The 22,022-nt window shown below is 67.4% G+C and carries 20 protein-coding genes; 5 read left to right on the plus strand and 15 right to left on the minus strand.

What is annotated here, in order from left to right; all coding sequences use genetic code 11:
• The first annotated feature begins 5 nt into the window (after nucleotides 1–5).
• From AC3WMU_RS13750 to AC3WMU_RS13760, 3 genes are all read left to right on the plus strand, one after another.
• Nucleotides 6–842 carry an AraC family transcriptional regulator gene (locus tag AC3WMU_RS13750; RefSeq protein WP_006227182.1) on the plus strand — a complete coding sequence of 279 codons (837 nt, stop codon included), beginning with the start codon at nucleotides 6–8 and terminating at the stop codon, nucleotides 840–842.
• Between the two features lie 101 nt (nucleotides 843–943).
• On the plus strand, nucleotides 944–2,812 hold the full coding sequence (gene ilvD / locus AC3WMU_RS13755) for a dihydroxy-acid dehydratase (RefSeq protein WP_006227183.1): 1,869 nt from the start codon (nucleotides 944–946) through the stop codon (nucleotides 2,810–2,812).
• A gap of 857 nt (nucleotides 2,813–3,669) precedes the next feature.
• The gene (locus AC3WMU_RS13760) at nucleotides 3,670–4,551 is read left to right on the plus strand and encodes a LysR family transcriptional regulator (RefSeq protein ID WP_088591069.1); all 882 of its coding nucleotides are present in this window, start codon (nucleotides 3,670–3,672) and stop codon (nucleotides 4,549–4,551) included.
• 37 nt (nucleotides 4,552–4,588) lie between these two features.
• Here AC3WMU_RS13760 and lpdA read toward each other — a convergent pair whose 3' ends face one another.
• From lpdA to AC3WMU_RS13815, 11 genes are all read right to left on the minus strand, one after another.
• The gene (gene lpdA / locus AC3WMU_RS13765; RefSeq protein ID WP_492282499.1) at nucleotides 4,589–5,986 is read right to left on the minus strand and encodes a dihydrolipoyl dehydrogenase; all 1,398 of its coding nucleotides are present in this window, start codon (nucleotides 5,984–5,986) and stop codon (nucleotides 4,589–4,591) included.
• An 8-nt stretch (nucleotides 5,987–5,994) separates the two neighbouring features.
• The gene (locus AC3WMU_RS13770; protein WP_492282500.1) at nucleotides 5,995–7,266 is read right to left on the minus strand and encodes a pyruvate dehydrogenase complex dihydrolipoamide acetyltransferase; all 1,272 of its coding nucleotides are present in this window, start codon (nucleotides 7,264–7,266) and stop codon (nucleotides 5,995–5,997) included.
• A gap of 10 nt (nucleotides 7,267–7,276) precedes the next feature.
• The gene (locus tag AC3WMU_RS13775; RefSeq protein ID WP_492282501.1) at nucleotides 7,277–7,765 is read right to left on the minus strand and encodes a VOC family protein; all 489 of its coding nucleotides are present in this window, start codon (nucleotides 7,763–7,765) and stop codon (nucleotides 7,277–7,279) included.
• A complete protein-coding gene (locus tag AC3WMU_RS13780) occupies nucleotides 7,762–9,945 on the minus strand; it encodes an alpha-ketoacid dehydrogenase subunit alpha/beta (protein ID WP_280030141.1) in 2,184 nt (727 codons plus the stop codon). Before AC3WMU_RS13780 ends, AC3WMU_RS13775 begins: the two co-directional genes overlap by 4 nt.
• A gap of 37 nt (nucleotides 9,946–9,982) precedes the next feature.
• A complete protein-coding gene (locus AC3WMU_RS13785; protein WP_006228127.1) occupies nucleotides 9,983–10,771 on the minus strand; it encodes an SDR family NAD(P)-dependent oxidoreductase in 789 nt (262 codons plus the stop codon).
• A 36-nt stretch (nucleotides 10,772–10,807) separates the two neighbouring features.
• Nucleotides 10,808–11,527: an ABC transporter ATP-binding protein gene (locus AC3WMU_RS13790; RefSeq protein ID WP_006228128.1), complete on the minus strand. Its 720-nt coding sequence runs from the start codon at nucleotides 11,525–11,527 to the stop codon at nucleotides 10,808–10,810.
• Nucleotides 11,524–12,276 carry an ABC transporter ATP-binding protein gene (locus tag AC3WMU_RS13795; protein WP_006228129.1) on the minus strand — a complete coding sequence of 251 codons (753 nt, stop codon included), beginning with the start codon at nucleotides 12,274–12,276 and terminating at the stop codon, nucleotides 11,524–11,526. Before AC3WMU_RS13795 ends, AC3WMU_RS13790 begins: the two co-directional genes overlap by 4 nt.
• Nucleotides 12,273–13,541, minus strand: a complete 1,269-nt coding sequence (locus AC3WMU_RS13800) for a branched-chain amino acid ABC transporter permease (protein ID WP_088591062.1) — start codon at nucleotides 13,539–13,541, stop codon at nucleotides 12,273–12,275. Before AC3WMU_RS13800 ends, AC3WMU_RS13795 begins: the two co-directional genes overlap by 4 nt.
• Nucleotides 13,538–14,479, minus strand: coding sequence for a branched-chain amino acid ABC transporter permease (locus tag AC3WMU_RS13805; protein WP_006222522.1), 942 nt, complete (start codon nucleotides 14,477–14,479; stop codon nucleotides 13,538–13,540). The genes AC3WMU_RS13800 and AC3WMU_RS13805 overlap by 4 nt, the downstream gene beginning before the upstream one ends.
• A 254-nt stretch (nucleotides 14,480–14,733) precedes the next feature.
• A complete protein-coding gene (locus tag AC3WMU_RS13810; RefSeq protein ID WP_006222521.1) occupies nucleotides 14,734–15,969 on the minus strand; it encodes a branched-chain amino acid ABC transporter substrate-binding protein in 1,236 nt (411 codons plus the stop codon).
• A 40-nt stretch (nucleotides 15,970–16,009) separates the two neighbouring features.
• Complete coding sequence (locus AC3WMU_RS13815; RefSeq protein WP_492282502.1) at nucleotides 16,010–16,822, minus strand: shikimate dehydrogenase family protein; 813 nt, start codon at nucleotides 16,820–16,822, stop codon at nucleotides 16,010–16,012.
• A 238-nt stretch (nucleotides 16,823–17,060) separates the two neighbouring features.
• Here AC3WMU_RS13815 and AC3WMU_RS13820 point away from each other — a divergent pair, with 238 nt between their 5' ends.
• Nucleotides 17,061–17,798 carry an SDR family NAD(P)-dependent oxidoreductase gene (locus AC3WMU_RS13820; RefSeq protein WP_006222518.1) on the plus strand — a complete coding sequence of 246 codons (738 nt, stop codon included), beginning with the start codon at nucleotides 17,061–17,063 and terminating at the stop codon, nucleotides 17,796–17,798.
• Between the two features lie 37 nt (nucleotides 17,799–17,835).
• Nucleotides 17,836–18,582 (plus strand): FadR/GntR family transcriptional regulator, encoded by a 747-nt coding sequence (locus tag AC3WMU_RS13825; RefSeq protein ID WP_006222517.1) that lies wholly within the window; start codon nucleotides 17,836–17,838, stop codon nucleotides 18,580–18,582.
• A gap of 25 nt (nucleotides 18,583–18,607) precedes the next feature.
• Here AC3WMU_RS13825 and AC3WMU_RS13830 read toward each other — a convergent pair whose 3' ends face one another.
• The 4 genes from AC3WMU_RS13830 to AC3WMU_RS13845 all read right to left on the minus strand — a co-directional run bounded on the left by AC3WMU_RS13830 (nucleotide 18,608) and on the right by AC3WMU_RS13845 (nucleotide 21,877).
• Nucleotides 18,608–19,945 (minus strand): NAD(P)H-dependent oxidoreductase, encoded by a 1,338-nt coding sequence (locus AC3WMU_RS13830; RefSeq protein WP_006222516.1) that lies wholly within the window; start codon nucleotides 19,943–19,945, stop codon nucleotides 18,608–18,610.
• An 81-nt stretch (nucleotides 19,946–20,026) separates the two neighbouring features.
• Nucleotides 20,027–20,587 (minus strand): 5'-3'-deoxyribonucleotidase, encoded by a 561-nt coding sequence (locus AC3WMU_RS13835; RefSeq protein ID WP_006222515.1) that lies wholly within the window; start codon nucleotides 20,585–20,587, stop codon nucleotides 20,027–20,029.
• Nucleotides 20,588–20,632: 45 nt separating this feature from the next.
• Nucleotides 20,633–21,163 carry an RNA 2',3'-cyclic phosphodiesterase gene (gene thpR / locus AC3WMU_RS13840; RefSeq protein WP_006222514.1) on the minus strand — a complete coding sequence of 177 codons (531 nt, stop codon included), beginning with the start codon at nucleotides 21,161–21,163 and terminating at the stop codon, nucleotides 20,633–20,635.
• Between the two features lie 27 nt (nucleotides 21,164–21,190).
• Entirely contained in the window at nucleotides 21,191–21,877 is a 687-nt protein-coding gene (locus AC3WMU_RS13845; protein WP_006222513.1) for a M24 family metallopeptidase, read from the minus strand.
• Nucleotides 21,878–22,022: the final 145 nt, after the last annotated feature.

Consider the following 22,022-nt stretch of genomic DNA (forward strand, 5'->3'; position numbering starts at 1 on the left):
GCAAAATGGACACCTCACCGCCCACCCCAACCCCGTCGCCTGCCGGGAATCCGCGTTCTCCCGCGGATCTGGACCTGTTTCCCTACGAATCGTCCCAGCGTCCCGTGGCGGGGCTGGCGGTGGATTACGAAGACGGCCATCGCGTGCGGCGGCACCGGCACCGCCGGGGGCAGTTGCTCTATGCGATCTCCGGCGTGATGGTGGTGGATACCGACGCCGGCATCTGGATCGTGCCGCCCACGCGCGGCGTCTGGGTGCCGGCGTGGGTGCCGCACGGCATTCGCATGAGCGGCGAACCGCGCATGCGCACCGTGTTCGTCGAGCCGGGAACCGCGGCGCATCTGCCCGAGCAATGCTGCGTGCTGTCGATTTCGCCGCTGTTGCGCGAACTGATGGTGGCCGCGGCCGACGTGCCGCTGGATTGGGCGCCCGACACGCGCGACGGCCGGCTGATGATGCTGCTGCTGGACGAACTGCGCCAGGAACCGGTGTTGCCGCTGCATTTGCCGCAGCCGGCCGAGCCCCGGCTGGCGCGCATCTGCCGCGCCATCGTGCGCCACCCTGAGCGCCAGGCCGGCGCGGCGGACTGGGCGCGGGAATTGGGGGTGGACCCCAAGACGGTGCACCGCCTGTTTCTGCGCCATACGGGCATGACCTTCGGGCGCTGGCGCCAGCAGGCGCGCCTGTTGGCCGCCATGGAGCGGCTGGCGCGCGGCGCGCGCGTGCTGGATGTGGCGCTGGACCTGGGCTACGACAGCCCCAGCGCCTTTGCGGCGATGTTCCGCCGCGCCGTGGGCGAGTCGCCCAGCGCGTTTGCGGCCCGGGGCGGGGCGTCCGCCTGATGGCCACGAAGCGTCCCGGGGGCGGCTGCCGGCCAGCCCCGCCCGGAACCAGCGTATTATTTACCGTTTTGCCGCCACGCTAACAGCACTCGAGACAAATCATGCCGCACTACCGTTCCCGCACATCGACCCACGGCCGCAACATGGCCGGCGCCCGCGCCCTGTGGCGCGCCACCGGCATGAAGGACGGCGATTTCGGCAAGCCGATCATCGCGGTAGTGAACTCGTTCACGCAGTTCGTGCCGGGCCACGTGCACCTGCGCGACCTGGGCGCGCTGGTCGCCAAAGAGATCGAAGCCGCGGGCGGCGTCGCCAAGGAATTCAACACGATCGCCGTCGATGACGGCATCGCCATGGGCCACGGCGGCATGCTGTATTCGCTGCCGTCGCGCGAACTGATAGCCGACTCGGTCGAATACATGGTGAACGCGCACTGCGCCGACGCCATGGTCTGCATTTCGAACTGCGACAAGATCACCCCGGGGATGCTGATGGCCGCGATGCGCCTGAACATCCCGGTCGTGTTCGTGTCCGGCGGCCCGATGGAAGCGGGCAAGGTCAAGTCGCCGACCGACGGCAAGGTGATTGCCAAGATCGACCTGATCGACGCCATGATCAAGGCCGCCGACCCGAAGGTGTCGGACGCCGAAGTGGCCGAAGTGGAACGCAGCGCATGCCCGACGTGCGGCTCCTGTTCCGGCATGTTCACCGCCAATTCGATGAACTGTCTGACCGAAGCCATCGGCCTGGCGCTGCCGGGCAACGGCACCATCGTGGCCACGCACGCGTGGCGCAAGGGCCTGTTCGAGCAGGCCGGCCGCTTGGTCGTGGACCTGTGCCGCCGCTACTACGTGGAAGAAGACGAATCGGTCCTGCCGCGCAGCATCGCGACGAAGAGCGCTTTCCAGAACGCGATGGCGCTGGACGTGGCGATGGGCGGTTCGACCAACACCGTGCTGCATTTGCTGGCCGCGGCGCAGGAAGCGGGCGTGGATTTCACGATGGCCGACATCGACCGCATTTCGCGCAAGGTGCCCTGCCTGTGCAAGGCGGCGCCCGCCACCGACAAATACCACATCGAAGACGTGCACCGCGCAGGCGGCATCCTGGGCATCCTGGGTGAACTGGCGCGCGCCGACCTGCTGGACCTGTCTTGCGGCAACGTGCACAGCGGCACGCTGGGCAACGCAATCCAGAAGTGGGACGTGGCAGGCGAGGCCGGCGAAGAAGCGCAGAAGTTCTACCGCGCGGCGCCTGGCGGCATCCCGACGACGGTGGCCTTCAGCCAGGACGCAACGTTCCTGACGCTGGACACCGACCGCAAGACGGGCTGCATCCGCAGCAAGGAAAACGCCTACTCGAAGGACGGAGGCCTGGCCGTGCTGTACGGCAATCTGGCCGAGAAGGGCTGCATTGTGAAGACGGCCGGCGTGGACGAGTCGCAATGGGTCTTCACGGGTCGTGCGCGCGTGTTCGAAAGCCAGGACGATGCGGTGGAAGGCATCCTGGGCGACAAGATCGTGGCGGGTGACGTGGTGGTGATCCGCTACGAAGGCCCGAAGGGCGGTCCGGGCATGCAAGAGATGCTGTATCCGACGTCGTACCTGAAGTCCAAGGGTTTGGGTAAGACGTGCGCGCTGTTCACGGACGGTCGTTTTTCGGGCGGCTCGTCGGGTCTGGTGATCGGACATGCGTCGCCGGAAGCGGCCGAAGGCGGCACGATCGGCCTGGTGGAAGAGGGCGATGTGATCGAGATCGATATCCCGAACCGGAAGATGCATCTGGCGGTGTCCGACGAAGAACTGGCGCGTCGTCGTGCAGCGATGGATGCGCGTGCGGATGGCTGGGAGCCCGTGGGGCGCGAGCGCGTCGTGTCGCAGGCGTTGCAGGCTTATGCCGCGTTGGCGACGTCGGCGGATCGCGGTGCAGTGCGGGATTTGTCGCAGCTGAAGCAGAAGGGCAAGCGGTGATTGCCTGATCGCTTGGGGTGTGAAAAAGGCGGCGCTTTTTGCGTCGCTTTTTTTTTGTGTTGCCTGGGCGGGCGGTTGGCGGCTTCGTCGCTCGGGTTTGCTTTGTAGAGGCGGTTGGGCGCTTCGTGGGTCGCCCGTCGGCGGGGGCGGGCGGATGGCGCGCGCCCACGATTGCGGTCCGGAGCCTTCGCTCCGGACTCCCCCGTTGTCATCCTCGTCCGCCTGCGGCTCCCTTCGGATTCCCTCGGGCGCATCAAGGTTGCGCGCCATCCGCCCGACCCCGCCGACGGGCTGGCGCCGTCTTGGCTCGATGCGCTGCTGGATCGCTGTTTACTGACGAGATTTGCGTGGCCCGCCTCACGCGGCCGCGCGGGCGGCCGCATTCGGCATACGCGTCGGCGGGGCGTCGTGGCGGTGGTCGCTTGCGCGCGCGTGGGGAAGTGATTTTCGCGTTGCGCGTTACGCGGCATCGCCGCCCGCAAGACACTGTGGAAGCCCCCAAAGGCCGCCCGCGCGGCCGGCCGGGGGCGAGCCCCGCAAGATCTTCCATTACCCCCGACACGGGGCTAGAACCTTAAGAACACAGACCGTCTCCGGTGACGCCAGATTGCACACGTTGGAGCACGACGCGGCGAGGCCCTGGGGTGCGCGGGGAGTCGATAAGCCCGAGGGAATCTGAAGGAACGGCCGAAGGCCGTGACGAAGATGACGAAGGGGAAGTCCGGAGCGAAGGCTCCGGACCGCAATCGTTGACCCGCGTACCCCAGGGCCTCGCCGCGTCGTGCGTCTCAAGAACCATCTCCCCGCCCATCACCAGGAAACCCCGATAAAATTCCTAGACCCCGCCTGGAGCCCTCATGTCCCTGAATTCAGAAGCGTTGCGCCTGTTCCTCGGCGTCGTCGATGCCGGCTCCATGAGCGCGGCGGCAGAAATGCTCGGGCAGACCGCATCAGGCGTCAGCCGGGGCCTGTCGCGGCTTGAGGACGAGTTAGGCGTCATTCTCTTGAACCGGACAACCCGGCGGATGGAATTGACCGAAGAAGGCGCTCACTTTCTTCCCAAGGCTCGGCAGATCGTGGCGGCGTTGGAAGAGGCCGAGGAATGCATGCGGATGGTGCATCAGCGGCCGGCGGGGCGGTTGCGGGTGGATGCGTCGGTTCCGGTGATGCTGCATTGCGTGGTGCCGCACGTGGGTGAGTTCCGGCGCGAATATCCCGAGATCACGCTGGAGCTGACCAGCAACGACCGCATCGTGGACTTGATGGAGCATCGCACCGATATCGCGATCCGCATGGGACCGTTGACGGATTCGACCTTGCATGCCCGGCCCTTGCGGCCGGCGCCGCGGTGGATGATGGCCAGCCCTGAGTACATCGCGCGACGTGGGGCGCCGGAGACGGTGGAGGATTTGGCAGAGCACGAGGTGTTGGGCTTCACGCACCCCGAAAGCCTGAACGTGTGGCCGCTCAAGCACGCCGGCGGGTCCAGTTATCTGGCGACACCGACGCTGGCCACATCCAGCGGGGAAACGCAGCGGCAGCTGGCGCTGCGCGGTGTGGGGATCGCGTGCCTGTCGGATTTCGTCGTGCGCGAAGACATCGCGGCCGGTCGGCTCGTCAAGGTGATGGAGGGCGTGTACAGCGACTACCTGCAACCCATGCACGCGGTGTACCACCGCAATACGCAGCTGTCGCGGCGCATTGCGTGCTTTTTGGATTTCTTCGCCGGACGGGTGTAGGAGGGATGGGTTGCGGCGCGCAACCCATCATGCCGCGCTACGCGTGCAACGCCCGTCCAAACGCCGACAACACTGATTCGTGCAGCGTTTCCGACAAGGTCGGATGCGCGAACACGGTGTGCATCAGATCCTCTTCGGTGGCTTCCAGCGACGCCGCCACTCCATAACCCGTGATCAGCTCGGACGCTTCCGGATGGATGATGTGCGCGCCCAGCAATTCGCCTGACTTGGCGTCGAACACCGTCTTCACCAGGCCCTGGTCTTCGCCCATGGCGATTGCCTTGCCGTTGCCGGCGAAGGTGAACTTGCCCACGCGGATCTCGCCGCCGGTTTGCTTGGCATGTTTGCGGGCGCGGGCCTCGGTCATGCCGATGCTGGCGACTTGCGGGTACGAGTACGTGCAGGCCGGAATGCGCAGCGGGTCGATCGCGTGGGTGGGCAGGCCCGCGATGGCTTCCACGCACAGCACGGCTTCGTGACTGGCCTTGTGGGCAAGCCATGGGGCGCCGGCCACGTCGCCGATGGCGTAGACGCCCGGTTCGCCGGTGCGGCATTGGGCGTCGGTGACGATGTGGGTCTTCTCGACGGTGACGCGGGTCTTTTCCAGGCCCAGGTTCTCGATGTTGCCGACGATGCCGGCGGCGACGATGACGCGATCGACTTCAATATCCGTCTTCTTGCCTTGCTGCTCCAGCGTCACCTTGACGCCCGTGGCGGTGGGCGAAGATGCCGTGACGGCGCATTGCGTCAGCACGCGGATGCCTTGCTTCTCGAACGCCTTGCGCGCCAGTTGCGAGATCTCGGCGTCTTCTTGCGGCAGGATTTCCGGCGTCATGTCGATCAGGGTGACGTCCGAGCCGATGGCGCGGTAGAAGCTGGCGAATTCCGCGCCGATCGCGCCGGCGCCCACGACCAGCAGCGACTTCGGGATCTCCGCCGGCGCCAAGGCCTGGCGGTAGGCCCAGATGCGTTCACCCACCGGCAGCGCCGGCAGTTCGCGGGCGCGTGCGCCGGTGGCCAGGATGATGTGCTTGGCCGACAGCGTGGCGCCGGTGTCCAGCGCCAGCTTGCCCGAGCCGGCCAGCTTGGCGTTGGCGGCGAACACGGTGACGCCGTTCTTCTTCATCAGGTGCGCCACGCCCTGGCCCAGGCGGCCCGCGACTTTGCGGGACCTGGCAACCATCGCGGCCAGGTCGGGGCGGGCATCGCCCGCGCCCGTCACGCCGTAGTGCGCGGCTTCGCGGCAGGCGCGCAACACGGTGGCGCTGTGCAGCAGCGCCTTGGTGGGGATGCAGCCCCAGTTCAGGCAGATGCCGCCCAGTTCGGCGCGCTCCACCAGCGCTACCGACATGCCCAGCTGAGCGCCGCGGATGGCGGCGACGTAGCCGCCGGGGCCGCCGCCGACGACGATAAGGTCAAACACGGTCTTCGTCATCGTCGGGCTCACAGCAGGATGCGCACGGGGTTTTCGATCAGCGTGCGCAACGCAGCCAACCAGCGCGCGCCGACGGCGCCATCCACCGCGCGGTGGTCGGCCGACAGCGTCACGGTCATGACGGTGGCGGCGACGAGTTCGCCGGCCTCATTCACGACTGGGCGGCGTTCGGCCGCGCCGACGGCCAGGATGGCGGCCTGGGGCGGATTGATGATGGCGGCGAATTGGCTGATGCCGTACATGCCCAGGTTGCTGACCGTCAGCGAGCCGCCGGTGAATTCTTCGGGCTTCAAACGGTTGATCTTGGCGCGTCCGGCCAGTTCGACGATTTCGCCCGCGATGGCGGACAGGGACTTTACGTCCGCGTCGCGCACGATGGGCGTGACCAGCCCGCCATCGGTGGCGACCGCTACCGAGATGTCGGCGCCTGCATGGTATTCGATGGCGTCTTCGTGCCAGCTGACGTTCACTTCCGGCACTTCGCGCAGCGCCAGTGCGGCGGCGCGCACGATGAAGTCGTTTACCGACAGCTTCACCGCGCCGCCGTGGTTGGCTTGCGCACGCAGGGCCAGCAGCGCGTCCATGCGGCAATCGACCGATAGGTAGAAGTGCGGCACGTTCTGCTTGCTTTCGGTCAGGCGGCGGGCGATGGCGCGGCGCATGCCGGTGTGCGGCACGCGGCGGGCAGCGGGGCGGCCGGCAGCCGACGGGGCGGCAGCAACCGGCGCGCGGTCGCGCGCGGCTTCGACGTCGCGGCGCACGATGCGGCCGTGCGGGCCGGTGCCCGTCACGCCCAGCAGGTCCACATGCCATTGCGCGGCCAGACGGCGCGCCAGCGGACTGGCGAACAGCCGCCCGCCCGGCACGGCGGCGGAAGAGGATGCGGCAGGCGATTCTGCGGCAGCCGGCGCTGCAGCAGGCGGTGTAGCGGCAACCTTCGAAGCGGTCGCTGCCGCGGGTTCGGCAGCGGGGGCCGGCGCGGCCGTAGCCGCCCCGCCATGTTCCGCCAACGCGCGGTCGATTGCGGAGGCGTCATCGCCGTCAGCCAGCAGCACGCCGATCACGGTGTTGATGGGCACCGACGCGGCGCCGGCCTGGACCACGATGCGGCCCAGCACGCCGGCATGTTCGGCGTTGATTTCGACGATGGCCTTTTCGGTTTCGATTTCCGCCAGTGCATCGCCGACGGCGACCTTGTCGCCTTCTTTCTTTAACCACTGGTGCAGGTTGCCGCCCGACGTGTCGGCGGCAACGGAGGGGAGCTTGATAAGGTGTGCCACGATGTTCGTCCTAGTTTGCGGCGGCGGCCAGATCGGGCCGGTAGGCGGCGGGGTCGTCGTATTCGACCAGTTCCAGCACATTGCCTTCCGGGTCGCGGAAGAACGCCAGCCAGGTGCCGGGGCGCACTTCCATGGGCGCGGGCGCGCTGTCGAACACGACGCCCCTGGATTCCAGGTTGCGCACCACGCCGGCCAGATCGCGCACGATGAAGGTCAGGTAGGTGGCGCCCTGGCGGTCCAGGATCGCCGCGCCGCGCACGGCGGATTCCGGCGCCACGCTGGGCTGCAGCAGCTTGATGCGTTCGCCGTAGGACGTCTGCAGGCGCGCCACGTCGTAGCCGTGCACCGTCAATCCCGTGGCGCGCGCCTTGTCGGCGTGCACGCTCACGCGGTTGACGAGCGTCAGGCCGACCACGTCCGTGTAGAACGCCAGCAGCGCGTCCAGATCCTTGCAGCAGATGCCGACTTCCATCGGCACGGTCATTTGCAGGGCGCTCATGCCTGTTCTCCCAGGTCGGCCAGCACGTCGGCCAGGCCGGCCAGCACTTCCTCGGTGTCGGCGAACGCCGCGCGTTCCAGCACCTTCGAGATGCTGGGCGAGGCTTCGCCGCCGGTCACACGCTTGATCGGCTGGTCCAGCCAATCGAAGTAACGGCGCTGGATCTCATCAGACAGCATGGCGCCGTAGGACGTGCCACGCGCGCCTTGCTCCACGATCAGCACGTTGTTGGTCTTCTGGATGCTGGCGCCGATGGTGTCCCAATCCAGGCTGGCGCGGTCCAGCGTGCGCAAGTCGATCACTTCGGCGTCCACGCCGGCTTCTTCAGCGGCCTTGAGCGCGCGGCTGACCATCGACAGGTAGGTCAGGATGGTGACCTTGCTGCCGGCACGGCGAACGCGGGCCTTGCCAAACGGGATGGCGTAGTCCAGGTCGCCGGCGGGCACTTCGCCCGACGAGGCATACAGGTCCACGTGTTCGATGACCAGCACGGGGTCCTTGGAGGCCAGCGCGGTGTTCATCAAGCCCACGTACTCGAAGGGCGTGGACGGGGCCACGATGCGCCAGCCGGGCGCGGTGGCGAAGATGCCGGCCGGGTCCATCGAGTGCTGCGAGCCGTAGCCCGTGCCCATCGCGACCTTGGTGCGCAGCACGAAGGGCACGTCGATGTCGCCGCCGAACATGTGGCGGGCCTTGCCGATCTGGTTGAAGATCTGGTCGGCCGCGACCCACATGAAATCGGGGTACATGAATTCGACGACGGGCTTGTAGCGGCCGTCCATTGCCAAACCGCCGCCCAGGCCGGCGAAGGCATTCTCGGAAATCGGGGTGCCGAGCACGCGGTCGGGGTACTTGTCCTTCAGGCCGCGAGTCGCACCGTTGGTGCCGCCCTTCAGGCGGTGCACGTCTTCGCCCAGCACGACCACGCCGCCATCGGTTTCCATGCGGCGGTCCAGCACGTCGGCGACGGCATCGACGAACTTGCGCTCGACTTTGTCGCCGGTGTAATCAGCCACGTCCTCGTAGCGCAGGCCGGCCAATTCGGCGCCATCGCTGCGCAGGCCCACGTCGCGGAAGTCGGGACTGGGCCACAGGTCGGCGCGCACGCGGCGCTTGCCGCCTTCGGCGGCTTCGGTCAGGCGGCCGCAGACGTCTTTCATGACGTCCTTGCAACGCTGGCGCAGCGCGTCCACTTCCGCTTGCGTGATCAGCGCGCGTCCGATCATCTCGGAAGCGATCTTGTCCAGCGGATCGCGGCGGCGCCATTGCGCCTCTTCATCCTTCGTGCGGTAGCCGAAGGCGCTGCCGGGGAAGGGGCCGTTCTGGTGGAAGAAGCGGTACACGTCCACTTCCACGATGGTCGGGCCGTTGCCGGCACGCATGTGCGCCACCGCTTCCGACATGGCCAGGTGCACGGCCAGCGGGTCCATGCCATCCACCTTCCACGACGGGATGTTGAACGCCAGGCCGCGGGCCGACAGGCGCGGTTCGGCGGTGGACTCTTCCACCGTGGTCGACACGGCGTAGCGGTTGTTCTCGATGAAGAAGCACAGCGGCGTCTTCCACGCGGCGGTCAGGTTCATCGTTTCCAGCACGGAACCGATGTTCACCGCGCCGTCGCCGAAGTAGGTCACCGCCACGCGGTCGGTGCCGGCGTGCTTGTGCGCCCAGCCGGCGCCGGCGGCCAGCGGCACGCCGCCGCCCACGATGGCGTTGGTGCCGAGCGCGCCCGCTTCCAGCCAGCGCAAGTGCATGCTGCCCCCACGGCCGCGGCAATAGCCCTGGGCCAGGCCCATGATCTCGGCCAGCGTCTTTTGCAGGACTTCGTCGATGGCGGGGGTGAGCGGGTTGCGCGGGTCCAGGCCCAGCGGGGCGACGTGCTGCAGCGCCTTGGCCAGGAACTGGTGGTGGCCGCGGTGCGACCCGTTGATCTGGTCGCCGGCGCCCAAGGCCAGCACCGAACCGACGGCGCCGCCTTCCTGGCCCACGGACGAGTGCGCGGGGCCGTGCACCAGGCCTTCGGCGGCCAGGTCCAGCACGGCCTCTTCAAAGGCGCGGATCCAGTGCAACTGGGTGAGCATGGTGCCCAGCAGGGCGGGGTCCGCCTGCTGCCAATCCTTTGCCTCGACCGTCAGTTGCCGCCAGGGCGCTTGGGGCTCAAGCGGTTGGTAGGTGGCCATGAGTGAATCTCCAGAATGTTTTTAAGCGTCGGTGCGGTTAGAGGTAGCTGTAGCGGCTCCAGCCGCCGTCGGCCACCAGGGTGTGTCCGGTGATGTAGGCGGCCTGGCGCGACGCCAGGAAGACCGCCAGGTCGGCCATTTCGGCCGGCTGCGCCATGCGGCGCAGCGGGGTGCGCTGTTTCAGGCGCTCGGGGTCCAGTCGGCCGCGCGCAGCCAGGTCTCGCACCAGGTCGGTCTCGACATAGCCGGGCGCCAGCGCATTGACGCGCACGCCCATCGGGCCCCATTCCACCGCCAGCGTTTCGGTCAGCAGCACCACGGCGCCTTTGGTCGCGCAGTAGGCGGCGCGGTCGGGCGCGGCCACCACGCCATACATCGAGGCCAGGTTGATGATGCTGCCCGAGCCTGCCGGCACCATGCGGCGGCCGGCGGCCTGCGCGCACAGGAAGACGCCGGTCAGGTTGATGTCGACCGCGCGGCGCCATTCGTCCACGGTCACTTCCAGCGTGGGCTTGTTGGCCGAGATGCCGGCGTTGTTGACCAGCACGTCGATGCGGCCCCAGGCCTGTTCCACCCGGGCGAAGGCGCGTTCGACGGCGTCGGCGTCGGTGACGGAAGCCTGCACCGCGATGGCTTCGCCGCCGTCGGATGTCAGCTCAGCCACGGCGGCGTCCAGGGCGGCGGCGTCCATGTCCAGCAGCGCGACGCGCGCGCCTTGGCGCACGAAAGCCTGCGCCGTGGAAAAGCCGATGCCTTTGGCGCCGCCGGTGATCACGACGGTCTGGCCGCGCAGGTCGCTATGGATGACTTCAGTAGGGTTGTCCAAGGTATTTGCCTGTAAGGGGGTTAGCGTGACGGCGCGTCAGACGGCCAGCCATTCCTGCACAACGTCCTGGCGCTCATGCAGCTGCGCGGGCGGTCCTTCGAATACGATGCGGCCGTGGCCCATGACGCTGACGCGGGTCGACACCTTCAGCGCGATAGTCAGCTTCTGTTCCACCAGCACCACCGAGACGCCGCGTTTATGGATGTCGCGGATCACGTCCGCAATCACTTCCACGATCTTCGGGGCCAAACCCTCGGTGGGCTCGTCGATCAGCATGACCTTGGGGTTGCCCAACAGCGATCGGCACATGGTCAGCATCTGCTGTTCGCCGCCGGACAGGTTGCCGGCGCGGGTATTGATGCGCTCCTTCAAGCGCGGGAAGTAGTCGAACATCTGCGCGACCGTCCAGTAGGGCGCGTCGTCGCGCTTGGGCTGTTCGCCCATGCGCAGGTTCTCGTCCACGGTCAGGTTGGCGAAGACCTCGCGTTCTTCGGGCACGAAGCCCAGGCCGGCGCGCGCGATCTCGAAGGGGCGCTTGTTGGTGATGTCGCGCCCTTCGATGGCGATGCGCCCGCCGGTCACGTCCACCAGGCCCATGATGCTTTTCATGGTGGTGGAGCGGCCTGCGCCGTTGCGGCCCAACAGGCTGACGACTTCGCCGCGCCCGATGGACAGGTCGATGCCGTGCAGGATGTGGCTCTTGCCGTAGTGCGCGTGCACGCCTTGCAGGCTGAGCAGGGGGGATTGCGTCGTCATACCGTTTCCTCTCCCAGGTAGGCTTCCCGCACGCGGGCGTCGCCGCGGATGTCCGCGGGCGTGCCCGTGGCCAGGATCTCGCCGTACACCAGCACGCTGATGCGGTCGGCCAGCGAGAACACCACCTGCATGTCGTGTTCGACGATCAGCAGGGTGCAATCGCGCGTCACTTCCTTGATGAGTTCGACTGTGTAGTCGACCTCGTGCTGCGACATGCCGGCCATCGGCTCGTCCAGCAGGATGACCTTGGGGCGCGAGGCAAGCGTCATGCCGATTTCCAGCGAGCGCTGCTCGGAGTAGTTCAAGTCGCCCGCGGCCGTGTCCTGCTTGGCGGTCAGGCGCACTTTCTCCAGCAGGCGGTCCACGTCTTCATTGACGGCGCGGTTGCGCGCGATGGGGCGCCAGAAGTTGTAGACAAGCCCGTGCATGCGCAGCACGGCCAGGCGCAGGTTTTCTCGAACCGACAGGCGTGGGAATACGTTCGTGATCTGGAACGAGCGCGCCAGCCCCAGCCGGTTGATGGCTTCAGGCGCCAGGCCGCCAATGGAACGCGAACGCAGGCTGATGTCGCCCGAGGTCGGGGCGAACGAGCCCGACATCAGGTGGAACAAGGTGGACTTGCCGGCGCCGTTGGGGCCGATGACCGCGTGCCGTTCGCCGGCTTCGATCGCCAGGTTCACGCCGCGGATGATCTGCGCTTCGCCAAAGGACTTGCGCACGTCAGTCAGGGTCAGGATGTCGTGGGTCATTTTGCGGGCTCCAGCACAGGGGCGGCGTCACCGTCGTCGCGCCACAGGGCCAGCGCCCAGCGGCAGGCCGCCAGGCCCACGGCAAATAGCGCCAGCGGGATCAGCCAGGTGGACAGCGCCAGCGGCGCCCATTCCTGGCCGAAAAGGGCAATGGCGGGCCAGCCGGCCTCCGGGTTCATGGCCAGCAGTGCGCGGTAATCGCGGGCGAACATGCGTTGCAGCATCTCGACCGAGAACACGGTGGCGGCGGTCAGGAGCAGGCCGGCGGCCACCGACAGCGCGGCGCGCGGCAGCCAGTTGGCCAACCCGCGCTCGCGCAGCGACTTGGCCGCGCGCTGCACCAGGCCCACCAGGCCATCCGGCACGAACAGCATGACCAGCACGAACAGGACTCCCTGGTACAACAGCCACGACCGCGTGATGTCGGCCAGCGTCTGCGACAGGAAGGTCAGGATGGACGCGCCCAGCACGGGGCCCAGGAAGGCGTTGACGCCACCGATGTAGGCGAACAGCACCGCGTCGGTGGACAGCTTGACCTCGAACAGCACGTAGTTGCCGGCCTCGATGTTCAAGGCCTGCAGGCCGCCCGCGATGCCGGCGAACATGGCCGACAGCGCAAACACCATCGTCTTCAACGCATGCGGGCGGTAGCCCAGGTAGCGCAACCGGTTCGCGTTTTCGCGCAGGCCCAGCGTCAGCCGGCCTAGCGGCGTGCGGGTCAGGCCGTACAAGGCCGCCAGCGAAATCAGCACCCAGGCCAGCACCAGGAAGTACACCTCGATGTCGGAACCGAAGGTGAAGCCCCAGGCCGGCATGCGCATGGCCGACACGCCGGCCTCGCCGCCGAACACGCCTTTCAGGTGCGGCGCCAGCGCGTGCAGCAATTCCGCCAAGGCCAGCGTGATCATCGAAAAGTACACGCCGGAACGCATGGTGGCGAACCAGCCGGCAACAAGACCGAACAGCAGGCCGGCCACGCCGCCCGCCAGCGGCATCAGGGGCGTGGGCAAGAGGCCCGCGCCGCCCAGCGCATTCATGGCGTGGATGGTGGCGAACGTGCCGACGCCGAAGTACGCGGCATGGCCGAAGGACAGCATGCCGCCCTGGCCCGCCAGCAGGTTGAAGGCGCAAGCGAAGAGCGCGGCGATCAGCATCTGCACCGCGGCCACGAGCTGGCCCGGGGGCAGCAGCCAGGGCAGCGCGCACAGCACGCCCACGCAGACGATCAACAGCAGGGCGCCCGAGACGTTACGGGTTTGGCTCATGCCTGTTCTCCCTTCAGGCCGGACGGCTTGACCAGCAGCACGACCAGCATCAGCAGGAAGGGCAAGGTGGCCGCCAGGCTGGATATCTTCACGGTCATCAGGCCGCCCACGCTTTCGGCCCACTCGCCCGCGCCGAACAGGCCGAACAAGGAAGCTAGGCTGGCGTCGATGCCCACCGAAAACGAGCTGATCAGGCCGATCAGCAGCGACGCGATCATCGCGCCTTCAAGCGAACCCAGGCCGCCCACGACCACCACTACGAACACCAGCACGCCCAGTTCCAGCGCCATGTTGGGATTGGTGGTGTAGAAGGCGCCTGCCACGGCGCCCGCCAGGCCGGCCATCGCCGCGCCCACGCCGAACACGCTCATGAAGACGAGCGGCACGTTGTGGCCCAGCGCTTCGGCCATGCGCGGACGGTAGATGGCCGAACGCACCACGATGCCCACACGAGTGCGCGACAGCAGCAGGTAGATCACGGCGAACATCGCCAGCGACACTCCGCCCATCAACAGGCGGTAGAAGGGGTAGTCCGCGTCGAACACGCGGAAGGCCGCGAAGTTCAGGAATTGCGGCACGCGGTAGTCCACGGGGAAGTCGCCGTAGAACAGCTTGATCAGCTCGGCCACGATGAACGCCAGGCCGAACGTCACCAGCAGTTCTTGCGCGTGGCCGAACTTGTGGACGCGGCGCAGGAAGAAGCGTTCGACGCCCATGCCCAGCACGCCCGCGATGATCGTGGCCAGCACCAGCGCCGTCCAGAACCCCGTGACCGGCGTCAGTGTGTAGGCGGCATACGCGCCGATCATGTAGAACGAGGCGTGCGCGAAGTTCAGCACGCCCATCATTCCGAAAATCAAAGTCAGGCCTGCCGACACCATGAATAGCAGCAGGCCGTAAATCACGCCGTTCAACAGCGAGACGGTAAAGAATTCCATGTCCGCTCCATAATTCTTGCGCTAAGACGCGAGGCGTCCTGCGAGCGATTGCGCACGTTGTTTTTCCGGCCCGCGCCGGGAGTGCGCTTGTTTTTTGCGGTGGCGATGATGGGTTGCGCGCGTTCGATGCTGCCGTCCGCTTTTGGGGACGTGCCGCGCTCCACCCATCCTACGAAGCGGGGTACGCATCCGTAGGATGGGTGGAGCGCGCGACAATCACGCCGCGCGCGCTGCCGTCCAGCGCGCGCAACCCATCAGTCCGGCCGCTGCATCTTGCACGTTGCCTGCACCGGCGCCGATACGTCCGCCGCTGCCAGCACCTTCACCGGCTCGAAGCCCATGTCGGTGCCGTCGGCCTTGTACTTGGCGCCCTTGCTCACCTTGGACACGACCATCGGCAGTTGCACCTGGTGGTCTTCGGCGCGCATCGTGTAGGTGCCCAGCGACGAGGTGTAGGTGACCTTTTCCAACGCCTTCGCCAGCGCCGGCACGGACAGCTTGCCGTCCTGCGGCGGCACCTGCTTGAGCGCTTCGCCCAGGAAGCGCACGCCGATGACGGTTTGCGGTTCCGTATAGCTGGGGTAATGGCCAGTCTTGGCCTTGTAGTCTTCGGCGAACTTGGCGCCTTCGTCGCCCGCGGCTTCGATGTTGTACGGGTGCGCGATGTAGTGGCCCAGCGCGACTTCGCCCGCGTTGGCCAGGTTGCCCACCTGATCCAGGAACACGGTGGCAAAGCGCACCTTCAGGCCGGCGGCCTGCGTGGCCTTCATCAGCAACAGCAGGTCGTTGGACCAGTTGCCCGTGATGACGGTGTCCGGCGTGGCCGAGCGGATGCGCGCGACGTAGGGCGCGAAGTCCTGGATCTTGTTGACTTCATGCAGCGTCTTACCCACCACTTCATAGCCGTACTGCTTGGCGAAGCGCTCGGTGGCGCCTTCCATGTCCTGGCCCCAGGAATAGTTCTGGTTGATGGCGTACACGCGTTTGCCCAGCGTGCCGTCGGCCGACATCACCGAGGCCAGCGACTTCACGCGCAGGTCGGCGTTGGTGGTGAAGCGGAAGTGGTAGAAGTGGCACTTCTGGCCCGTCAGTTCCAGCGCCTCGCCGCCCACGTTCAGGAAGACGACTTCCTTGCCCGGGTTGCGCAGGTTGTGCTTGCGCACGTCTTCGGTCAGCTGGCCCGAGATGGCGGACGACGAACCCTGCACCAGGACCTGCACGCCTTCGGCAGCGGCGGCGCGGAAGCGGTCGGACGCGCCCACGGGGCCGCCCTGGTTGTCGAATTCGACCAATTCCAGCGGCTGGCCGTTCCAGCCGCCGGCGGCGTTGATGCGGTCCAGTTCGTACTTGACCGCGGCGCGGAACATCAGGCCGGTCGAGGCCTGCGGGCCCGACAGCGTTTCGATCAGACCGATCTTGACGGGTGCGGCGTGCGCCGATGCGGCAATGCCGGCCAGGCACAGCAGGCCGGTGGTGAAAGCCAATTTCATGCGTGTCTCCTCCGTGGGACGGGAGTGGTGAGTCCGTGAATCAAGCAAGCGCGCTTTGTTGCGGCTCTTCTACGCCCAGAAAGCGGGCAATTTCGGTGAGTTGTCCTTCCAGCATGTACAGACCCGGATGCGTGCGGCAGCCTTGCGCGGCGGCGGCACGCAGCAAGGGGGTGTCGACGCGGCTCATCACAGCGTCGGCCACGACGGTGCCGGGGGCCAGGGCGTCCAGGGGGAAGGGCAGGGGATCGGTGTCTTGCAGGCCCAGCGAGGTCGCGTTGATGGCGATGTCGCAGGGTTCGGGCGCGGAATCCGCCACGCGGATGTCCAGGTTGGGGTGTTGACCGGCCAGATGGGCGGCGAAGGCGCGCGCCTTGTCGGCGGACCGGTTGTACAGGCGCAGGCTGGCGGGGCCGGCGTCGGCCAGGGCACAGGCGATGGCCTTGCCGGCGCCGCCCAGACCGGCGAGGTAGACGTGGCGGCCGGCGGGGTCATGCCCCTGGCTGCGCAAACCGGCCACAAAGCCCAGGCCGTCGAAGTTGCCGCCGGTCAGCACGCCGTCTTGCAGGCGCACGGCATTGACCGCGCCGATCAGCTGGGCTGCCGGGGTCAGGGCGTCGCACAGGGTGGCGGCATGTTCCTTGTGGGGCACCGTGACCACGATGCCGCCCAGGTTGGCCAGGCCGCGCAGGCCGGTGAACAGGCCGGGCAGCGCGTCGGCGGACACGTGGAAGGGCACCATGACGGCGTCGACCGCGCGTTCGCGCAGCAGGGCATTGAGCCGCTGGGGCGTCTTGACGTGCGTGATCGGGTCCGCCGCGATCGCGAATACGGTAGTGCTGCCGGTGATTTCCACCTGGTTGTCCCCTGCCTGTCATGCGGCCTGCGGCCGTGTTTTTCTGACCCTTCTTGCCTGAAAGCGCGACTTGATTTACGCTTTCGGAATAAGTTGTCAGGCAACTTTATTAAGTTGTCCGATAAATCATAGGGCATGCGTTTTTCTCGTGTCAAGCAGCGGATTCAGGAGTTCAATCCAAGAAGCCGCCGGCGCTTGAAAGGCCGCGGGCCCGCCCATAGAGAGCTTTGGAGACAGGATGATTTCGTTCGAAGGACAGGTGGCCGTCATCACCGGCGCAGGCAATGGCATTGGTCTGGCGACTGCGCGGCTGATGGCCGCCCACGGCGCCCGGCTGGTGCTGACCGACATCGACAACGCGCGCCTGGAGGCGATCGCGGCCGAGCTGGATCCCAGCGGCCAGCGGGTCTACACCCACGCGCTGGATGTGTCCGTGTCGCACGACTGCGAACGCGTGTTCGAGTCGGCGGCCAAGCATTTCGGCGGGCTGGACCACCTGGTCCATTGCGCCGGCATCTACCCGGAACAACTGGTGAAAGACACCAGCGACGAGGCCTGGCGCACGCTGATGCGCGTGAACCTGGACGGCACGTTCTACGTGTGCCGCGCGGCCCAGCGCCACCTGCGCCACAATGGGTCGATCGTGCTGCTGACGTCCTTGGCCGCCCAGCGCGGCAGCTACGCCCACGCCGCCTATTCGGCGTCCAAGGGCGCCGTGCAGAGCTTCACGCGCAGCCTGGCGCTGGAACTGGCGCCGCAGATCCGCGTGAATGCAGTGGCACCCGGCATCATCGCCACGTCCATGACGCATGACCTGATCGGCCAGAAGGGTGCGCAGTTGCTGGAAAGCACGCCGTTGCGCCGCTTCGGCACGGCCGAGGAAATCGCCGGATCGATCGCGTTCCTGTGTTCGCCGCTGGCGGGCTTCGTGACCGGCGAAGTCATGCAGGTCAACGGCGGCATCTATATCGCTTAAAGTTCAGGACGCCGCCATCACGATCCAACGATTTTCCATGCAGCCTACCCAAGAACAGGACCCGCCGCGCGCTGCGCCCAAGAGTTCGCTTTCCGCGGCCTTGGGCGACGCGCTGGCCGAGCAGATACGCCAGGGCGTGCTTGCCCCCGGCGATCGCCTGCCGACCGAAAAGCAGCTGACCGAAACCTATTCCGTCAGCCGGGCGGTCGTGCGCGAAGCGCTGGCCCGCTTGAAGTCGGAAGGGTTGATCACGTCGCAGCAAGGCAGCGGCGTGTTCGTCGATCCGAACTTCCAGCGCAACGCGTTTCGCATCGCCGCGCCCACGCCGGGCGACAGCCAGGACCTGGAACACATCCTGGAACTGATGCTGTCCATCGAAGTCACCGCCGCGCGCTACGCGGCGCAGCGTCGCACCGAGCAAGACCTGAAGAAGATCCGCCAGGCGCTGGTGGGCATGGAATACGCGCTGATCAACGACAAGCTGGGCGACGAAGAGGACTACCAGTTCCATCAGGCCATCGTGCAGGCCACGCACAACCCGCATCTGGTCGCGTTGAACGACTACCTGGAAGCCAACGTGCGCCGGGTGATCCGTAGCGCGCGCAACAACACGGCGCGCAGGTACGCCGAACGCATGGCCGCCGTGCAAAGCGAGCACCAGGCCATTTTCGCGGCAATCGAAGGGGCGGATCCGGACGCTGCCGGTCAAGCCGCCGAACAGCATCTGCGCAACGCCGCAGACCGGCTGCGCCTCTTCCAGGCCGAACGCCCCGCGCCGGTCTAGCCGGCGGCGGTGCGTCCGCGTGGGCTTAGGCGAAGGTCTGTTCCATTTCGCGGCGGAACTGCACGGCGGTGGAGCGGTCGTCGTACTCCACGTCGCGCCAGCGTATCGCCTGCGACTGGCGCACCGGGTTCTTCAGCTTGACCTGGTGCGACAGGCCCAGCGGCAGATAGCCTTCTTCCACCGAGTCCGGCGCGGGCATCAGCCGGCCGTACACCGTATAGCCGCCTTCGCCGTCCAGCAACTGGCCGGCTTGCAGGTCGCGCTTGGCGGTGGCCACCACGTCGCCGTGCCAGCCGGCGGGAGCGCCCGTGGGCTCGCGCCGCAGCCCGACGCTGGCCACACTGATGCCCAGCTCCAGCCCGATCAGGTGATAGGGCTTGTACATGGCGGTGAAATTGCCGCTGGGATCGGTGACCAGCCCGTATTCCTGGAAGCAGCGCCGCACGTAGTCGCTGTCGGCGGCCAAGGTCACGTAGACGCCCCAGCGCAAGTCGCGGAACACCGGCCGGCCGTCGCGTTCCAGCGACGAGATCACTTCCACCTGCCCGCGATGGTGCAGGATGCCGCCGTCTTCGCGTGGACGCAGCACGCGGGCCAGATCGTCCACGCCGCAAGGCGGGAAATGCAGGCCCGAGGGCGACGGCAGCAGGCCCGTGGCGTTAGACACCGCCGCCATTTCGATGGCGCTCTTGGTGCCGTCCAGGAAGCTGTTGAACATCTGCGCGTTGAAGTCGCCCGCGGCCACCATTTCAGCGGTGAAGCCGTAGTAGGGCCAGACGGTATCCGGCGTGGACGTATGGAATTCCGGCAGGTACTTGGTGCCTTTGCCCGCCGCCATCACTTCAAAGCCGGCGGCACGCGCCCAGTCCACCATTTCGCAGATCAGGGCCGGCTGGTCGCCGTAGGCCAGCGAATACACGATGCCCGCCTCGCGCGCGCGGCGCGCCAGCAACGGGCCGGCCAACGCGTCCGCTTCGACGTTGACCATGATGATGTCTTTGCCGTGTTCGCAGCAGGCCAGCACGTGGCCGATGCCGGCTGCGGCCTGGCCGGTGGCGTCGATGACGATGTCGACGTCGGGGCTGGCGATGATGGCGTAGGGGTCGTCGCTGAAAAAGACCTTGCCGTTCTTTAACGCGTCATTGGTGCTGGCGGCGTTCAGCGCGCTGGCCGGCCAGCCCACGCGGGTCAGCGCGGCGCGGGCGCGGGCGGGCGCCAGATCAGCCACCGCAACCAGCCGCATCCCGGGAGTGCGGGGCGCCTGGCTCATGAACATTGCGCCGAACTTTCCGGCGCCCAGCAATGCAACTCGCAAAGGCTTGTGGTCGGCTTCTCGCTGCTTGAGCAGGCGGTGCAGATTCATGGTGCGGGCTCCTCCGGGGTGGGGGTACAGCCAACACAGAATAGCCCTAAATCATGACCGCTGAACAGGACCCGCGCGGACTCATTCGTCTGCCGTATAGAGCTCGCCCGCCAGCACGTTGCGCCAGTTCGCCCAGGTGATGCGGGCGCGATCGGTGACCTGCCGGTTGTAGGGGGCGTCGAACAGAATGTGCTTCCAGCGCGGCTTGACCGCGCCTTGGATCAAGGGCTTGTCGTCGATCAGCAAATGGCCCTGCACCAGCGTCTTGTCCTTGGTCAGGATCAGCCGGTTGGTGGCCTCGCGCCCCAGGTGTTTTTCCACCCACAGGTACTTTTCAGCCACGCAGTTTTCGAACTGCGACAGCGGCGACGTGCAGATCCGCACGTCCATGCCCAATGCAAGCAGTTCGCGCACGGCGTCCAGCGCGCCGGGCACGGGCGGCAGGTTGCGGATGAACCCCGGGGCGGTGTAGATGGCCTCGGCCATGCCGCGCAGTTCCGGGGCGTAGTCCTCACGGATGTAGAAGGATTTCCGGTCTTCGAACGCGACGGGGGCGATGTCCGGGTGGCGGGCGCGCCAGGCGTCGATGAACGCGTGTTCGAAATCCGCCAGCACGCCGTCTTGGTCCAGCAGGATGATCATGGTGATCCCAGGTCGTTGCAACCGCCTGATTGTGCCAGAGCCGCGCTACCCGCCACCGGGGCGCGACTGCGCGATGACGCGGTAGCGGCTGCCGCCCGACAGGGATTCCGAGGCCACCAGCACCATGCGGTCATAGCGCCAGGACAGCGGCGCCGGCGTCGCGTCAGGGGGCTGGCCGCGTTCGATGTTGCGCAGCAAGGTCACGTGCGGGCGGAAGGGCTGGGGTGGGGCCGCCAGGCCGAATCCGGCCAGCCATTGCCACAGCCCGTCATGCGCGGCCTGCAAGCCGGCGGGCGTGTCGCGCGGGCCGGCCCACAGGATGCGTTGGCGGTTGAACACGCCGTAGTGGTCCAGCGCCACCTCGCCGGGGGCCAGCCGGTGGTCGGGCGTGGCGCAGGCCAGCGTGTCTGCCAGCTGCGCCTCCACCGGCCCCAGGAAGGCCAGGGTCAGATGCAGCGTCTCGGTGCGCATGACGCGGCCGCCGCAGGCCAGGCGGGCCTGTTCCGCCCAGCCGGCCAGCGACGCGGCAAGCGGGGGCGACGGCCACAGGGCGAAGAAGAGACGGACGGTGGACATGCGCCGATTGTAGGCGCGGCCTGCGCCCTACGCGTAGTGCTCGTCGCCCAGCAACATGTCTTCGAAGAACGCGCCGAAGCGGCCGGCCGGATCGCGCAAGTGGATCTCCAGGATCCAGCGCATCTCCGACGGCGAGGTGGCCAGGTCCGCCAGCGAACCGGTGTGGATCGCGGCGTGCGGGAAATCGGACACGCGGTGGCCCGGCAGGTCGAAGTTCAGCTCCCATCCCAGCGCGCGCGCCTGGCGGTCGGCGTAGGCGTAGAGCTCCTGCCCGGTCAGCCCGTCGCGGCGCCACACGCCGCGCACGTCGTGGAACAGGGCTTCGGCGTCGCGGGCGCAGCGCGCCTGGTCGGCATTGCCGCCCACGGTGAACGATTTGCCGCCGTCGCCTTCCCAGGCGTCCAGGCGTGGCGCGATGTCCAGGAAGAAGATGTCGTGCTCGCCCAGCACCACGCCGGGTTCGGAAGCCTGGCGCATGGCCTTCATGGTGTTGGCGCCGAAGCGCACGCGCGTCGGGTGCCAACTGAGCGCCATGCCGGCGTCGATCAGCGTTTGCCGGGCCAGTTGCACGGCGTCTTCTTCGACCATGCCGGGCCGGATGCGCGCCGCAACATCGGCGATGGCCTGGCGGGTCTTGTTGCGGGCGGCCAGCATGCCGTCCACGGAAAAGGCGGGGCCGACGCGTTCGCTGGCTAGAGACGGGGGCTTCGTCATGGCGGGATCCTTTGGGGGTGGTGGGCGCGGCGGCATGCCGGGCCGGACATGGCAATCTTGCCGGCCGGGCGGGCAATGGGGCGGGGCCAGCGTGGACGGAATCGCGCCAGCGTGGTGCGGCGGGCGGCCAACGGGGCACGCAGGG

This window comes from Achromobacter sp. FW305-C-13, from assembly GCF_058783475.1.

Coding starts and splice junctions, on each gene's coding strand:
- AC3WMU_RS13750 (WP_006227182.1), top strand. CDS start 6: ATGGACACCTCACCGCCCACCCCAACCCCGTCGCCTGCCGGGAATCCG.
- ilvD (WP_006227183.1), top strand. CDS start 944: ATGCCGCACTACCGTTCCCGCACATCGACCCACGGCCGCAACATGGCC.
- AC3WMU_RS13760 (WP_088591069.1), top strand. CDS start 3,670: ATGTCCCTGAATTCAGAAGCGTTGCGCCTGTTCCTCGGCGTCGTCGAT.
- lpdA (WP_492282499.1), bottom strand. CDS start 5,986: ATGACGAAGACCGTGTTTGACCTTATCGTCGTCGGCGGCGGCCCCGGC.
- AC3WMU_RS13775 (WP_492282501.1), bottom strand. CDS start 7,765: ATGAGCGCCCTGCAAATGACCGTGCCGATGGAAGTCGGCATCTGCTGC.
- AC3WMU_RS13780 (WP_280030141.1), bottom strand. CDS start 9,945: ATGGCCACCTACCAACCGCTTGAGCCCCAAGCGCCCTGGCGGCAACTG.
- AC3WMU_RS13790 (WP_006228128.1), bottom strand. CDS start 11,527: ATGACGACGCAATCCCCCCTGCTCAGCCTGCAAGGCGTGCACGCGCAC.
- AC3WMU_RS13795 (WP_006228129.1), bottom strand. CDS start 12,276: ATGACCCACGACATCCTGACCCTGACTGACGTGCGCAAGTCCTTTGGC.
- AC3WMU_RS13800 (WP_088591062.1), bottom strand. CDS start 13,541: ATGAGCCAAACCCGTAACGTCTCGGGCGCCCTGCTGTTGATCGTCTGC.
- AC3WMU_RS13805 (WP_006222522.1), bottom strand. CDS start 14,479: ATGGAATTCTTTACCGTCTCGCTGTTGAACGGCGTGATTTACGGCCTG.
- AC3WMU_RS13810 (WP_006222521.1), bottom strand. CDS start 15,969: ATGAAATTGGCTTTCACCACCGGCCTGCTGTGCCTGGCCGGCATTGCC.
- AC3WMU_RS13820 (WP_006222518.1), top strand. CDS start 17,061: ATGATTTCGTTCGAAGGACAGGTGGCCGTCATCACCGGCGCAGGCAAT.
- AC3WMU_RS13825 (WP_006222517.1), top strand. CDS start 17,836: ATGCAGCCTACCCAAGAACAGGACCCGCCGCGCGCTGCGCCCAAGAGT.
- AC3WMU_RS13830 (WP_006222516.1), bottom strand. CDS start 19,945: ATGAATCTGCACCGCCTGCTCAAGCAGCGAGAAGCCGACCACAAGCCT.
- AC3WMU_RS13835 (WP_006222515.1), bottom strand. CDS start 20,587: ATGATCATCCTGCTGGACCAAGACGGCGTGCTGGCGGATTTCGAACAC.
- thpR (WP_006222514.1), bottom strand. CDS start 21,163: ATGTCCACCGTCCGTCTCTTCTTCGCCCTGTGGCCGTCGCCCCCGCTT.
- AC3WMU_RS13845 (WP_006222513.1), bottom strand. CDS start 21,877: ATGACGAAGCCCCCGTCTCTAGCCAGCGAACGCGTCGGCCCCGCCTTT.